Raw genomic sequence first — 14,773 nt, 5'->3', positions numbered from 1 at the left:
AATGAGGGACGATGTAAAAGAGATTTTGTTTAGTGAGGAGGCTATCACTAAAAGAGTAAAGGAACTTGCTGATGAGATAAATAAAGATTATAAGGGAAAAGAATTAGTTGTGGTAGGAGTTTTAAAAGGTTCAGTTTTATTTGCATCAGAGCTTATAAAAAACATTGAAATACCATGTGAAATAGACTTTATGGCAGTTTCATCCTATGGCAATTCCACTGAAACATCTGGTGTTGTTAGAATATTAAAGGATTTAGACCATGGAATTGAAGGAAAAAACATCTTAATAGTTGAAGATATAGTAGATACAGGAATAACTTTAAATTACTTGTCTAAGTATTTACAAGGGAGAGGAGCTAATAGTATAAGCATAGCGACACTTCTTAATAAACCAGCTAGAAGAGCAGTTGACGTGGATGTTAAGTATGAAGGTTTTATAGTTCCAGATGAATTTATAGTGGGATATGGTATAGATTATGCTGAGAAGTATAGGAATCTTCCGTTCATAGGCATTCTTGATCCAAAGGTATATAGAAAGTAATATAAGCATATATACCATAATACTATTGATTAGATACAATTAAATGTGATAAAATTTTTAATAACTAGAAAGAGAGGGGGGCCTTGAATGAAAAAATTTTCTGGCACTGCAACTTGGTTAATAATAACTGTTATGGTCATGATAACCTCATTTGCCCTATGGGAAGGCGGTAAAAATAAGGATACAATTCACTATAGTGATTTTAAACAAAGTTATATTAAAGATGAAGTAAAATCAATAAGAGTTAAACAAGATAATATAACAATAGAAGGTACTTTAAATGATGGAAAGGCGTTTGTTGTATACGCGCCATTAACTATTCTTAATGGATTACTTACAGAAAATCCTAAGCAAAATGTAGATATATTATTTGATCAGCCAACAAGTACAAAAGAGTGGGTTCAATTAATCCCTACAGTATTACTTATAGTAGTATTTTTAATTTTCTTATTCATAATAATGCAGCAATCACAAAGCGGAGGCGGAAATAGAGGAGTAATGAATTTTGGCAAAAGTAAAGCTAAAATGGCAGCTCCAGATAAAAAGAAGGTTACGTTTAAAGATGTGGCAGGAGCTGAAGAAGAAAAAGAGGAATTAGCAGAAATAGTTGATTTCTTAAAAGATCCTAAAAAATATACAGATATGGGCGCTAGGATTCCAAAGGGAGTCTTGTTAGTTGGACCTCCAGGAACAGGTAAAACTTTATTAGCAAGAGCTATTGCTGGTGAAGCTGGAGTACCTTTCTTAAGCATATCGGGATCTGACTTTGTTGAAATGTTTGTAGGAGTAGGTGCATCTAGAGTTAGAGACTTATTTGAACAAGCAAAAAAGTATCCAGCATGTATAATATTTATTGATGAAATAGATGCTGTAGGTAGACAAAGAGGAGCAGGTCTTGGCGGAGGTCATGATGAAAGAGAACAAACACTTAATCAATTATTAGTTGAAATGGATGGTTTCGGACTTAATGAAGGAATAATAATGATAGCTGCTACTAACAGACCAGACATATTAGATCCAGCATTATTAAGACCAGGTAGATTTGATAGACAAATCATGGTTGGAGCACCTGATGTTAAGGGAAGAGAAGATATATTAAAAGTTCATACAAGAAATAAACCATTATCAGATGATATAAAATTAGATGTTTTAGCAAAAAGAACTCCTGGATTTACTGGAGCTGATATAGAAAATCTTACTAATGAAGCTGCACTGCTTTCAGTAAGAAAATCTAAAAAGAGAATCACTATGGAAGAAATGGAAGAGGCTATAACAAGAGTAATTGCTGGTCCTGAAAAGAAGAGCAGAGTTATTAGTGAACATGATAAAAAACTTACAGCTTATCATGAAGCAGGTCATGCAGTAGTAGCTATGTATTTAGAAAATTCAGACCCAGTTCACCAAATAAGTATAATACCAAGAGGTATGGCAGGTGGATATACAATGCATTTACCTAAGGAAGATAGATCATATACATCAAAATCAAAGTTAAAAGATGATATGGTAAGTCTTTTAGGAGGAAGAGTAGCTGAAAAGTTAATTCTTGGAGATATAAGTACTGGAGCTAAAAATGATATTGATAGAGTTTCTAACATAGCAAGAGCAATGGTTATGGAATATGGTATGAGTGATAACTTAGGACCTATAACCTATGGAACAGATCAAAATGAAGTCTTCTTAGGAAGAGATTTAGGGAGATCTAGAAACTTTAGTGAAGAAATTGGTTCTAGAATAGATAGAGAAATAAAAGAATTAGTAGATGAAGCATATAAGAGAACAGAAAAGTTATTAACAGAAAACATTCATAAGCTTCATGCAGTAGCTTTAGCTCTTCTTGAAAAAGAAAGACTTGAAGCAAATGAATTCCAAGAAGTATTTGTTAATGCATAATTAGTATTAAAAAGCCGTATTATATACGGCTTTTTTTATTATTAATTCGTTATGAGGCGAAAAATATCTTTAAAATTGCAATAAAGCTTCAAAAAAATATATTTAATGATATAATATAGATGAATTACAGAGTGTTTATTAATATAAGAAAGAGGTGTTTACTTATGAAAAGTGATATTGAAATAGCACAAGAAGCAAAAATGCTACCAATAGTTAAAATAGCTCAGGATTTAAATTTAAGTGAGGATGATATAGAGTTATACGGCAAATATAAATGCAAAATTTCCTTAGATATATTAAATAAATCAGATAATAAAGATGGAAAGCTTGTTTTAGTAACAGCGATAAATCCAACTCCAGCAGGGGAAGGGAAGTCTACTGTTACAGTAGGATTAGGTCAAGGGCTTTGTAAATTAGGGAAAAAAGCTGTAATAGCATTAAGAGAACCTTCTTTAGGACCAGTTTTTGGAATAAAAGGCGGGGCAGCTGGTGGTGGATATGCTCAAGTAGTTCCTATGGAAGATATAAATCTTCACTTCACTGGAGATATGCATGCTATAACTTCAGCTAATAATTTACTATCAGCGGCTATAGATAATCATATACACCAAGGTAATGATTTAAGAATAGATTCAAGAAGGATATTATTCAAAAGAGTCATGGACATGAATGATAGAGCTTTAAGGGATATAGTTGTTGGTATGGGCGGAAAAGCCAATGGTTTTGTACGTGAAGATGGTTTTATGATAACTGTTGCCTCAGAAATTATGGCTATATTATGTTTAGCTAAGGATTTAGCTGATCTTAAAGAAAGAATGGGAAATATATTAGTAGCTTATAATTTAGATGGCGATGCTGTTTATGCTAAAGATCTAAATGTACATGGAGCTATGACATTATTAATGAAGGATGCTATTAAACCTAATCTAGTGCAAACTCTAGAAAATACTCCAGCAATAATTCATGGAGGACCTTTTGCTAATATCGCACATGGATGTAATTCTATAATAGCTACTAAAACTGCGTTAAAATTAGGAGATATAGTTGTTACTGAAGCAGGATTTGGAGCTGACCTTGGAGCTGAAAAATTCTTCGATATAAAATGTAGATATGGTGAACTTAAACCTAACTGTGTAGTTTTAGTTGCGACTATTAGAGCATTAAAACATCATGGTGGAGTAGCTAAGGATAAATTAAATATAGAAGATATAGAAGCATTAGATAAAGGTATGGAAAATTTAGGGAAACACATAGAAAATATAAAAAAATATGGTGTTCCTATGATTGTTGCTATAAATAAATTTGTAACTGATACTGAAGATGAAATAAAGGCAATAAAAGATTATTGCCATTCCATTGGCGTTAAGGTATCACTTTCAGAAGTATGGGCAAAAGGTGGAGATGGAGCCATGGAACTTGGGAATGAAGTTCTAGATATAATAGAAAAAGAAGAATCTAAATTTGATGTATTATATGATGTGGAAGATTCAATTGAAGATAAAATATCTAAAATAGCTAAAGAGATATATGGAGCAAATAGTGTTAATTTTACAACTCAAGCTTTAAATCAAATTAGAGAATTGGAAAGAATAGGATGCGATAAACTTCCTATATGTATGGCGAAAACTCAATATTCATTATCTGATAATCCTAAATTACTTGGAAGAGCAAGTAATTTTGATATTACAGTTAGAGAAATTAAAGTTTCTAAAGGTGCGGGATTTATAGTAGCTTTAACTGGTGATATAATGACAATGCCGGGATTACCTAAAGTTCCAGCAGCTGCTAGAATGGATATATTAGAAAATGGAGAAATATTAGGATTGTTTTAAAAAATAAAAGAAGAAAAACCTGAGTACTTGAGTACCTGATCACTCAAGTACTCAAGTACTCAGATATTTGGATGTATAAATATAATCTAAAAAATTAACTTCTCGATTAATTTGAGAAGTTAATTTTTTTATTATTCTTTTATTAAAAAGTTTTTAAAATGTAATTCTTTGTTAATATAAAAACAATGTTAAAAACTTGACAAATCAAAATTAATTGCTAAAATTAAATTGTTAAATTGTAAAAGTATTTAAGAATCTTAGTAGCTTCAAAGCTACTTTTAATTATATTAAGGCGGTGCAATTATGATACTATTAATAGATGTGGGGAATACCAACATTGTATTAGGGGTTAGTAAAGAGGAAAAATTTATAGCTAGCTGGAGGATATCTACAGATGCTAATAAAACCTCAGATGAATATGGAATACAAGTTATGCAGCTATTTAATCAAAACTCTTTAGATCCTAAAGAAGTAAGCGGAATAATTATATCTTCTGTAGTTCCTAATATAATGTATTCTTTGGAGCATATGATAAGAAAGTGTTTTAATACTGAAGCACTTGTTGTAGGTCCTGGCATAAAAACAGGTATTAATATCAAGTATGATAATCCAAAAGAAGTTGGTGCAGATAGAATAGTAAATGCTGTAGCAGCACATGAAAAGTATAAAAGACCTTTAATAATTATAGACTTTGGAACAGCAACCACTTTTTGTGCTATAACTAAACGAGGAAATTATTTAGGTGGGAATATTGTTCCAGGAATAAAAATATCCTCAGAGGCTTTGTTTGAAAGAGCAGCTAAATTACCTAGAGTTGAGCTTGAGAAACCTAAAAGTATAATTTGTAAGAACACAATTACAAGTATGCAAGCGGGAATAATCTATGGATACATAGGTCAAGTTGAATATATAGTAAATATGATGAAAAATGAAATGAAAGAACTAGATGAAGAAGAGCCATTTGTTATAGCAACAGGAGGACTAGCTTCACTTATTTCAGAAGGAACAAATATTATAGATAAAATAGAATCTCAACTTACTCTTGAAGGACTAAAGATAATCTATGAAAAAAATAAGGAGTAGATAATAGTGAATATAGGAAAAATGAGTTTCGAAAATCCTGTATTTTTAGCACCGATGGCAGGGGTAACAGATATATCCTTTAGGGGCCTGTGTAAAGAGATGGGTTGCGAACTTGTTTATACAGAAATGATAAGCGCTAAAGCTCTTTATTATGGTAGTGAAAATACGAAGAAACTTTTGAGAATAGCAGAAGAAGAAATGCCTGCAGCAGTACAGATATTTGGAAGAGAACCAAATATAATGGCAGAAGTAGTAGACAAGTATTTAAATAATAGAGATGACATATGTATAATAGATATAAATATGGGATGTCCGGCTCCCAAGATAGTTAAAAATGGAGAGGGCTCAGCACTTATGAAAGAACCTAAACTAGCAGCTGAGATAGTAAAGGCAGTTAAAAAAAGTTCCAAGCACCCTGTTACAGTTAAGTTTAGAAAAGGCTTTGATGATGAGAATGTTAATGCCGTTGAGTTCGCTAAATGGATGGAGGATGCAGGTGCAGATACTATAGCAGTTCATGGTAGGACAAGAACTCAAATGTATGAAGGTAAGGCTGATTGGGATATAATATCTAAGGTGAAAAAAGCAGTATCTATTCCTGTTATAGGAAATGGGGATGTATTTACTCCGGAAGATGCAATGAACATTAAAAAGATAAGTAACTGTGATGGTATAATGATCGCAAGAGGAAGCATGGGGAATCCATGGATATTTAAGCTTATTTCTCAAAAGCTAAAAGGAGAGGATGTAACTTACCCTAAAGCTAGTGAGAAGATAGAAATGTGCATTAGGCACTATAAGATAGCGTTAAAATATGAAGGTGAATATAAAGCTATACGCGAAATGAGAAAACATTCAGCATGGTATATAAAAGGTTTGCCTCATTGTACGGACATAAAAGACAAAATAAATACTGTGGAAAGTTCCAATGAAGCTATAGCTATATTAGAAGATTATATAAAAATACTCGAAATTGCAGGTATTTAAAGTAAAAGTTTAGAATAATATACTTTAAGAGTATTTGTAATTGAGGGTGGCGTTCATTTATGAAATCTATCTTAGACATAAGACTTAGAGAAGGAGATCCATACTTTAAGTATAACTCTATAAATAAAATACTAGATAAATTAAAAACAAAAACATATATTCCTAAAAAGTTAGGTTTATTAGATAAAGAAATAACTCGAGTAAGTATTCCGCCTAATTATAATAAGGATGCTTACTCTTATAATATATTGAGAGCTATAGGAAGAGCAACATGGAGCTCAGTTAGTGTTAGAGGTAATAGATTATACGATTTAGACTATTTAGATAGTTTTCAAAAAAATGTACTTTCATTTTGTATTGTTAGATCTATGTCTATAATACTAATTAATAATAAAAAAACTGTAAAAAATTCCGTTATAGCAATCGAAGATGGTGGAAATACTAATAATCTATCACTTATTGAGGAATGTGCAAAATATACCAAGAGAATAGTGTTAGTTACTAGGAATTTTAAAAATGTCAATAATATAAGAAGTCACATACTGCTTAATTACGGAGTTTCACCTGAATTCACAACTAATATTAATGATACTAAAGGGATAGACTTTATTATAAGTGATAAAGCTAAAAGTTATGGTGATATAGGAGTTTGGTATTTAGATAGTTTTTATGAGCCAGAACAATTCGGTAATTTAGTGGTTAATGATGTGTTATTATCAATAAATGATTATGAAGAAAGGGTTTCACCTGAACTTCTAGGAGCCTTGCTTAAATCAGATATTAATATTAGTAAGAGAGTAGAAGATTTTTTTGATAGTAATAAAGTTAATATAGAAGAGATTAGATTTGGCAAAAAAGAAATTGATATCAACTCTTATTGACATGTAATAGCGTAAGCTTTATAATATTTTAAATAATCATATAGGAAAAACTATTAAATTAAAGATAAAATATGATATATTATATGATGAACCATATAGAAGGGGAGAAAGACATGAGCGAACAAAAAAAAGTTATATTAACTTATGAAGGTGTAAAAAAATTAGAAGAGGAACTAGAGTTCCTTAAAACTGTAAAAAGAAAAGAAATAACTGAAAAAATAAAAGTTGCACTAGGATATGGGGATCTAAGTGAGAATTCAGAATACGATGAAGCTAAAAATGAGCAGGCTTTTACAGAAGGAAGAATTCTTCAATTAGAAAACATGTTAAAAAATGCAGTTGTTGTAGATGAGTCTGAAATATCAACAGATAGAGTATCAATAGGATCTAAAGTTAAAATAAAAGACTATGAATTTGATGAAGAAGTTGAGTATGTAATAGTAGGATCAGCTGAAGCAGATCCAATAAATTATAAAATTTCAAATGAATCTCCTGTAGGAGCTGGGCTTTTAGGTAAAAAAGTTGGAGATGTTGTTGAAATCACAGTACCTGAAGGGGTAAATAAGTTTGAAGTATTAGGAATTAGAAGAGATTAATGGAGGACCACCAATGTCAAATGAAGAGATAAGTATAAACCAGTTGGAAGCTCAATTTAATGAGCAGGAAAGATTAAGAAGACAGAAACTTGTAGAACTACAAGAGGCAGGAAAAGATCCTTTTGATGTATATAAAGTTGAAAGAACTCATACTTCAGTTCAAGTAAAGGATGAATTTGAGACTCTTGAAGGAAAAACTGTAACTATAGCTGGACGTTTAATGTCTAAAAGAGGGCAAGGAAAAGTTGTTTTTGCAGATATCCATGATAGAGATGGGAAAATGCAATTATTTATTAAATTAGATGCTGTTGGAGAAGAAAATCTTAAAGAGTTTAAAACTTATGATTTAGGAGATTGGATAGCAGCAGAAGGTGAAGTATTTAGAACTAAGGCTGGAGAAATTTCTGTTAAGGTTAATGCATTCCAACTTATATCTAAGTCATTAAAACCACTTCCAGAAAAATGGCATGGATTAAAAGATCCAGATTTAAGATATAGACAAAGAGAACTTGACTTAATTACGAATCAAGAAGTAAGAGAAACTTTTATAAAAAGATCAAAAATAGTTTCTGGAATAAGAGAATTCTTAGATCAAAAGGGCTATTTAGAGGTAGATACTCCAATGTTACAAACAAGTGCAGGTGGAGCAGCTGCTAGACCATTCACAACTCATCATAATACTTTAGATATAGACATGTATCTAAGAATAGCTACAGAACTACATTTAAAAAGATGTATAGTAGGTGGCTTTGAAAAAGTTTATGATATGGGAAGAATCTTCAGAAATGAGGGTATGTCAGTAAAACATAATCCAGAGTTCACAACTATAGAATTATATGAAGCTTATGCTGACTATAACGACATGATGGAACTAACTGAAAACTTAGTTGCTTACGTTTGTCAAAAGGTTAATGGAACAACTAAGGTAAATTACCAAGGAACAGAAATAGAATTTATGCCACCTTGGAGAAGAGTAACTATGGTTGATATAGTAAAAGAGCATACTGGCTTTGACTATAATGCTGTAGCTACAAATGAAGAAGCTCAAGCTATAGCTAAAGAAAAACACTTAGAGTTTAAGAAACCGTTAGATAAAGTTACTAAGGGTGAAGTTCTTAATGCTCTTTATGAAGAATTCTGTGAAGAAAAATTAATACAACCAACTTTTGTTATAGATTATCCAGTCGAAAATTCTCCTCTTACTAAAAAGAAGAGAGGAAATGATGAATTTACTGAAAGATTTGAAGGATTTGTATTTGGAAGAGAGATATGTAATGCATACTCTGAATTAAACGATCCTATCGTTCAAAGAGATAGATTTAAACAACAAGAACAAGAAAGAGAGCTTGGAGATGACGAAGCATACATGATAGATGAAGAGTTCATGAGTGCTTTAGAAACAGGTATGCCTCCAACTGGTGGCTTAGGAATAGGTATAGATAGACTTATAATGTTCTTAACAGATTCAGCGTCTATAAGAGACGTAATCTTATTCCCAACAATGAAGCCACTACAATAAATCGTAAATTAATAAATCGCCGTATTAACGGCGGTTTTTTAATTAAATTTATTAAAAAACATTAAAATTTTTCAAAAAAGCTATTGATTTTTACAAATAACTTGATATAATAATACTTGTGATTAATGTTCCGTGGTAGCTCAATGGTGGAGCACTCGGCTGTTAACCGATAGGTTGGAGGTTCGAGCCCTCTCCACGGAGCCAAATTTTCTAAATAGTAGCTATAGGCTGCTTTTTTTTATTTCAGATTTAAATTGACAATAAAGTATTATCTGATAAAATTATTATATAATTAAATATGCATGATGATAAAGAGGAGTATTCTTAATTATGTTTTAGAGAGATAGCGGATGGTGAAAGCTATTATGTGGTTAAGATGAAGGGAGCTTTTGAGTGCTTAAACTTTGAAAGTAGGGCTATTGCCAAGAAGGGTGGAACCGCGGAAAGATATTTTCGTCCCTTTATGGTAAGAGGTCTTTTTTTATTATAAAAAAATATTTGGAGGTATTAAAATGGCAGTAGAAAAGACTATGGATAAAATAGTGGCTCTTTGTAAAAATAGAGGATTTATATTCCCAGGCTCTGATATATATGGAGGACTTGCGAATTCATGGGATTACGGTCCTTTAGGAGTTGAATTTAAAAACAATGTAAAAAAAGCATGGTGGAAAAAATTCGTTCAAGAAAGTCCATACAATGTAGGAGTAGACTGTGCAATTTTAATGAATAGAGAAGTTTGGGTTGCATCAGGACACGTTGGTGGATTCTCAGATCCTTTAATGGATTGCAAAGATTGTAAATCAAGATTCAGAGCAGATAAAATAATAGAAGATCATATGACTGAAAATGGAGCAGAAGTTGCTACAGCTGATGGATGGAGCAATGAAGAACTTAAAGATTATATAGATAAAAACAATATAGTTTGTCCTAAATGTGGAAAGAAAAACTTTACTGATATAAGAAAATTTAATCTTATGTTTAAAACCTTCCAAGGTGTAACAGAAGATGCTAAATCAGAAATATTCTTAAGACCAGAAACAGCTCAAGGTATATTTGTAAACTTTAAAGCTGTTCAAAGATCTTCAAGAAAGAAAGTACCTTTTGGAATAGCTCAAATAGGTAAATCTTTCAGAAATGAAATAACACCAGGAAACTTCGTATTTAGAACAAGAGAATTCGAACAAATGGAGTTAGAATTCTTCTGTAAGCCAGGAACAGATTTAGAATGGTTTAGTTACTGGAGAGAATATTGTTGGAAATTCTTATTAAACTTAGGTGTAAATGAAAGTAATTTAAGAATGAGAGATCATGAAGCGGAAGAACTTTCTTTCTACTCAAATGCAACTTCTGATATAGAATACTTATTCCCATTTGGATGGGGAGAATTATGGGGAATAGCTGATAGAACTGACTATGACCTTAAAAAACACCAAGAACATTCTGGTCAAGATATGAATTATTTAGATCCAATTACTAATGAAAAATACGTACCATATTGTATAGAACCTTCATTAGGAGCAGATAGAGTTGCATTAGCATTTTTAATCGATGCATATGATGAGGAGGAATTAGATGGTGGAGATGTAAGATCAGTATTAAGATTACATCCAGCACTAGCACCATTTAAAGCTGCTGTACTTCCATTATCTAAAAAGTTATCAGAAAAAGCAGATGAAGTATATGCAAAACTTGCTAAAAACTTTAATATAGAATATGATGAAGCTGGAAGTATAGGAAAGAGATATAGAAGACAAGATGAAATAGGTACTCCATTATGTATAACAGTTGATTTTGATACTATGGAAGATGAATCAGTAACTGTTAGAGATAGAGATACAATGAATCAAATCAGAATTAAGATAGATGAACTAGAAGCATATATAAGCAAAAAATTAGAATTTTAATAAAAATCACCTGGGATTTATTTACCCGGGTGATTTTTTTCTATATCTAGTAAATAAGTTTTTTTATCAATTCCCAAAGCAAAACCTACTAGTGCACCATTAGAACCAATAACTCTATGACAAGGAACAATTATAAATAATGGATTCTTATTTACAGCACCGCCAACTGCTCTGGATGCATTAGGATTTCCAAGAGAGACAGCAACATCTTTATAACTAGCAGTTTTACCATAAGGGATTTTTAATAGTTCATTCCATACACTTTTTTGAAATTTTGTACCATTAAATTCTAAAGGTAGTGTAAATTCTCTTCTCTGATTCATAAAATATTCATTGAGTTGAGTTTTGCATAAATCAGTTATGATGTTAGGAGTGGCTATGATGTCAGCTTGAATTATAAGAGAAAGAGAAACAAGAGCTGACTCAGAAGCAGTTATTTTGATTAAACCCATGGGGCTTTCTAAGAAATCATAATAATACATGTAAAATCTCCTTTTTAAATTAGTATCGTCCTAAGTAGAATTATAATATAACCAATGTTATAATTAAAAGCAAATGGGCAAAGATTTAAAGTAGAGTATAGTTTTGGAGGCATATTTAATGAAAAGTGATTTTAATGAATTTAAAGTTTTTATAAAGGGTAAAAAAGTAGGAGTTTTAGGAATAGGTGTTAGTAATATACCATTAATAAATTTTTTGCTAGAATTAGGGGCTGAAGTAACGGCTTTTGATAAAAAAGATGAAACACAATTAGGGGATATAGGGAAAGATTTCATAAATAAAGGGGTTAAGCTTTCTTTGGGAGAAGACTATTTAAGTAGACTGAAAGGTTTTGATGTTATATTTAAAACACCAGGTATGAGAATAGACTTACCTGAACTTGTAAATGCAAAGAATGAGGGTGCTCACATAACATCAGAAATGGAAGAGTTCGTAAAATATTGTCCTGCTAAGATTTATGGAATAACAGGAAGCGATGGAAAAACTACAACAACAACTATTGTATCTAAACTTCTAATTGAGGAAGGTTTTAAGACATGGGTAGGTGGTAATATAGGTTCTCCGCTTTTTTCTAATATAGAAGAGATTACTACTAAAGATAGAGTAGTATTAGAACTTTCTTCTTTTCAGCTTATGACAATGAAAGAAAAGATAGATAAAGTAATAGTAACTAATATAACTCCTAACCATTTAGATATGCATAAGGGTATGGATGAGTATGTTGATGCTAAAAAGAATATATTTAAATACCAGGAAAAAGAAGATTTATTAGTATTAAATATAGATAATGAAATTACAAAAAGCTTTATAGGTGAAGCTAAAGGGCATGTAAAAACATTTTCTTCTAAAGAAGAATTAAAAGATGGAGCGTATTTAAAAGCTGGATATCTTTATATAAGGGATAAAAAAATCATAAATAAAGATGAAATTGTAATAAAGGGAACTCATAATATAGAAAACTATCTTGCAGCTTTTTTAGTGACTGAAGATGAGGTATCTATTGAAAGCATGGTAAATGTAGCAAGAAACTTCAAGGGAGTAGCACATAGGTGTGAGCTAATAAGAGAAGTTGAAGGTGTTAAATACTATAATGACTCAATAGCATCTAGCCCAACTAGAACATTAGCCGGATTAAAGGCTTTTGACGAAAAAGTAATATTAATTGCAGGTGGGTATGATAAACATATACCATTTGAACCACTTGCGCAAGAGGGACATGAGTATATCAAGGAATTGATATTATTAGGAGCAACAAAATATAAAATAAAAGAAGTTTTTGATAAGATAAAAGAGGATAAAGGAATAAATGTTCCAGTAAATATAGTAGAATCCTTAGAAGAGGCAGTAAAAAAGGCTAAAGATATAGCTAAGGATGGAGATATAGTAACGTTATCACCTGCTTGTGCAAGTTTTGATATGTTTACTAACTTTGAAATAAGAGGTAATAAGTTTAGGGATATTGTTAATAGTATATAAAGTAAAACACCCCAAAGTTCTTTAATATTGAACTTTGAGGTGTTTATATTTAAAGCTAATAAAACTTTTATTTATAAGCATTCTCTATCCTATGTATTTCAGAATCAGTAGAAAGACTTCTCTTATAAAAAATAGAGTTTTCAAAAAGATAATAATCTACTACTGAATCTTTGGATATCTTAGTTGAGGAGAATTTCAGCTCGCCAGTTTCACTTAAACTGTAAAGATAATTAAGGTCATTTTTGTTTATAAAGAAAACAGTATTATTGATTGAATGTAGATCTTGAGCTGTTACATCAAGAATCTTTTTTTCTTCTGACTTATCTATAAGAAGTAAATATAGATTATCGTTATCTGAGGAATTTACAAATATAATATTATTTTTATATAAAGCAAAAGATTCTACAGATGAATTAGACAATTTAGTTCTGGAAGTTCCATCTGACTTTACTCCGTATATTTTAGAGTAATCAGATAGGTTTTGATACAATATCCAATCCCCAACTATAATGAATTTACCAGCATTATCTTGAGTTAAAGCTGTTTTTGTATTGTTTTTAAGATTATATTTAGTAATTACATTGTTATTATTTTTATTTATGTAATATAAATCATCACCAGATAAAATAAGATTATAAGCATAATCATCAGATAATTTAGTGGAACTTTTTAAATCCTGAGATGTAGTATGTAGACTTCCAATATTATCGCTGTAAATTATTTTATCACCATAAACAGCTATTGAAGATGAAGAAGATGTTATGTTATATGTATTTTCATTTTTTAAATTAGGAAACATATCTTTAGTAAGAACTTTAGGAAAAGTTGCTAATTTATTTCCATCTCTCCAATCAACAAATATATTTTTATCTAAAAAAGGATAAAATATATTTGGCGATAAAGAAGTGTCTCCTAAAAATACTATACTGTTTTGATTTGATTGTGGAGACTTTATGGTTATAGTATTACTGTTATTTTGAGTAGTATTATCTGAATTGGTTGATTTATTACTGCAAGATAACAAAGTAATAGAAAAAGAACATAATAAAAAGAGCATAAGTTTTTTTATCAAAGTAAATACCTCCAGTAAGTTATGTAATTATTATGATTATATTATAGTTAATTATTGAGCAAATAACAAATAGATTAATATAAACATTACCTAGTGTATCTTTAATAGGAAAATTAAGAAATTAAAAGAAAGATTAAGAAATATAAAGTTAAAATAGAATAATAATATAATTATAGAGAGTTACAATATAAATATCGTGTTACTATTTTATTCGTCGCTAAGACAAAGAACAGTTGAAAAAAACATGTTGACATAAAGATGTTGATAGTGTTAAACTGTGAAAGCAAGTTTTATTAGATCTTTGAAAATTAAACAGAGGAAACTTAAGAAGTTTTGAATAAAACTTACACAACGAAAGTTGTGAGTAAGTAATTGTAACAAATGTAAAGTTTGAAACAACTACTTAAAGTCAACGTAATTCTTAGAGTAAGATTAAACTCAAGGAAACTCCTTAGCTAAAGCTAATGAGTAAGTTCCATCAACTAAATCGA

Annotated in this window: 12 protein-coding genes, 1 tRNA gene and 1 other annotated feature; of the genes, 11 read left to right on the top strand and 2 right to left on the bottom strand. The window is 30.6% G+C overall.

Going from position 1 to position 14,773, the window contains the following annotated elements; translation table 11 throughout:
* The first annotated feature begins 1 nt into the window (after window position 1).
* The 10 genes from hpt (at window position 2) to P8F83_RS16215 (ending at window position 11,233) form a co-directional block, all read left to right on the top strand.
* On the top strand, window positions 2–541 hold the full coding sequence (hpt, locus tag P8F83_RS16260) for a hypoxanthine phosphoribosyltransferase (RefSeq protein ID WP_286910198.1): 540 nt from the start codon (window positions 2–4) through the stop codon (window positions 539–541).
* A gap of 87 nt (window positions 542–628) precedes the next feature.
* Window positions 629–2,431 carry an ATP-dependent zinc metalloprotease FtsH gene (gene ftsH, locus P8F83_RS16255; RefSeq protein WP_326511892.1) on the top strand — a complete coding sequence of 601 codons (1,803 nt, stop codon included), beginning with the start codon at window positions 629–631 and terminating at the stop codon, window positions 2,429–2,431.
* Window positions 2,432–2,595: 164 nt separating this feature from the next.
* Complete coding sequence (locus P8F83_RS16250) at window positions 2,596–4,263, top strand: formate--tetrahydrofolate ligase (protein WP_326511891.1); 1,668 nt, start codon at window positions 2,596–2,598, stop codon at window positions 4,261–4,263.
* A gap of 303 nt (window positions 4,264–4,566) precedes the next feature.
* The gene (locus tag P8F83_RS16245; protein WP_238903214.1) at window positions 4,567–5,346 is read left to right on the top strand and encodes a type III pantothenate kinase; all 780 of its coding nucleotides are present in this window, start codon (window positions 4,567–4,569) and stop codon (window positions 5,344–5,346) included.
* Window positions 5,347–5,352: 6 nt separating this feature from the next.
* Window positions 5,353–6,333 carry a tRNA dihydrouridine synthase DusB gene (gene dusB, locus P8F83_RS16240; protein ID WP_326511890.1) on the top strand — a complete coding sequence of 327 codons (981 nt, stop codon included), beginning with the start codon at window positions 5,353–5,355 and terminating at the stop codon, window positions 6,331–6,333.
* A gap of 59 nt (window positions 6,334–6,392) precedes the next feature.
* Window positions 6,393–7,214: a hypothetical protein gene (locus P8F83_RS16235; RefSeq protein WP_326511889.1), complete on the top strand. Its 822-nt coding sequence runs from the start codon at window positions 6,393–6,395 to the stop codon at window positions 7,212–7,214.
* A gap of 113 nt (window positions 7,215–7,327) precedes the next feature.
* The gene (gene greA, locus P8F83_RS16230; RefSeq protein WP_073020421.1) at window positions 7,328–7,810 is read left to right on the top strand and encodes a transcription elongation factor GreA; all 483 of its coding nucleotides are present in this window, start codon (window positions 7,328–7,330) and stop codon (window positions 7,808–7,810) included.
* Between the two features lie 13 nt (window positions 7,811–7,823).
* On the top strand, window positions 7,824–9,329 hold the full coding sequence (gene lysS, locus P8F83_RS16225; protein ID WP_326511888.1) for a lysine--tRNA ligase: 1,506 nt from the start codon (window positions 7,824–7,826) through the stop codon (window positions 9,327–9,329).
* Between the two features lie 129 nt (window positions 9,330–9,458).
* Window positions 9,459–9,533 (top strand) — tRNA-Asn (locus P8F83_RS16220).
* A 92-nt stretch (window positions 9,534–9,625) separates the two neighbouring features.
* Window positions 9,626–9,793: a binding site (T-box leader), on the top strand.
* 48 nt (window positions 9,794–9,841) lie between these two features.
* Window positions 9,842–11,233, top strand: a complete 1,392-nt coding sequence (locus P8F83_RS16215; RefSeq protein ID WP_326511887.1) for a glycine--tRNA ligase — start codon at window positions 9,842–9,844, stop codon at window positions 11,231–11,233.
* Between the two features lie 17 nt (window positions 11,234–11,250).
* Here P8F83_RS16215 and P8F83_RS16210 read toward each other — a convergent pair whose 3' ends face one another.
* Complete coding sequence (locus P8F83_RS16210) at window positions 11,251–11,715, bottom strand: methylated-DNA--[protein]-cysteine S-methyltransferase (protein WP_326511886.1); 465 nt, start codon at window positions 11,713–11,715, stop codon at window positions 11,251–11,253.
* 118 nt (window positions 11,716–11,833) lie between these two features.
* On the opposite strand from P8F83_RS16210, the gene murD reads away from it, so the two are divergent.
* Entirely contained in the window at window positions 11,834–13,210 is a 1,377-nt protein-coding gene (gene murD, locus P8F83_RS16205) for a UDP-N-acetylmuramoyl-L-alanine--D-glutamate ligase (protein WP_326511885.1), read from the top strand.
* Between the two features lie 67 nt (window positions 13,211–13,277).
* Here murD and P8F83_RS16200 read toward each other — a convergent pair whose 3' ends face one another.
* A complete protein-coding gene (locus P8F83_RS16200) occupies window positions 13,278–14,282 on the bottom strand; it encodes a DUF5050 domain-containing protein (protein WP_326511884.1) in 1,005 nt (334 codons plus the stop codon).
* Window positions 14,283–14,773: the final 491 nt, after the last annotated feature.

The sequence above is a fragment of the Clostridium intestinale genome, assembly GCF_035905475.1.
GTDB lineage: Bacteria > Bacillota > Clostridia > Clostridiales > Clostridiaceae > Clostridium_T > Clostridium_T intestinale.
This window is presented reverse-complemented; position numbering and strand designations above follow the sequence as displayed.

Coding starts and splice junctions, on each gene's coding strand:
- P8F83_RS16245 (WP_238903214.1), top strand. CDS start 4,567: ATGATACTATTAATAGATGTGGGGAATACCAACATTGTATTAGGGGTT.
- murD (WP_326511885.1), top strand. CDS start 11,834: ATGAAAAGTGATTTTAATGAATTTAAAGTTTTTATAAAGGGTAAAAAA.
- P8F83_RS16235 (WP_326511889.1), top strand. CDS start 6,393: ATGAAATCTATCTTAGACATAAGACTTAGAGAAGGAGATCCATACTTT.
- greA (WP_073020421.1), top strand. CDS start 7,328: ATGAGCGAACAAAAAAAAGTTATATTAACTTATGAAGGTGTAAAAAAA.
- ftsH (WP_326511892.1), top strand. CDS start 629: ATGAAAAAATTTTCTGGCACTGCAACTTGGTTAATAATAACTGTTATG.
- P8F83_RS16210 (WP_326511886.1), bottom strand. CDS start 11,715: ATGTATTATTATGATTTCTTAGAAAGCCCCATGGGTTTAATCAAAATA.
- P8F83_RS16215 (WP_326511887.1), top strand. CDS start 9,842: ATGGCAGTAGAAAAGACTATGGATAAAATAGTGGCTCTTTGTAAAAAT.
- hpt (WP_286910198.1), top strand. CDS start 2: ATGAGGGACGATGTAAAAGAGATTTTGTTTAGTGAGGAGGCTATCACT.
- lysS (WP_326511888.1), top strand. CDS start 7,824: ATGTCAAATGAAGAGATAAGTATAAACCAGTTGGAAGCTCAATTTAAT.
- P8F83_RS16250 (WP_326511891.1), top strand. CDS start 2,596: ATGAAAAGTGATATTGAAATAGCACAAGAAGCAAAAATGCTACCAATA.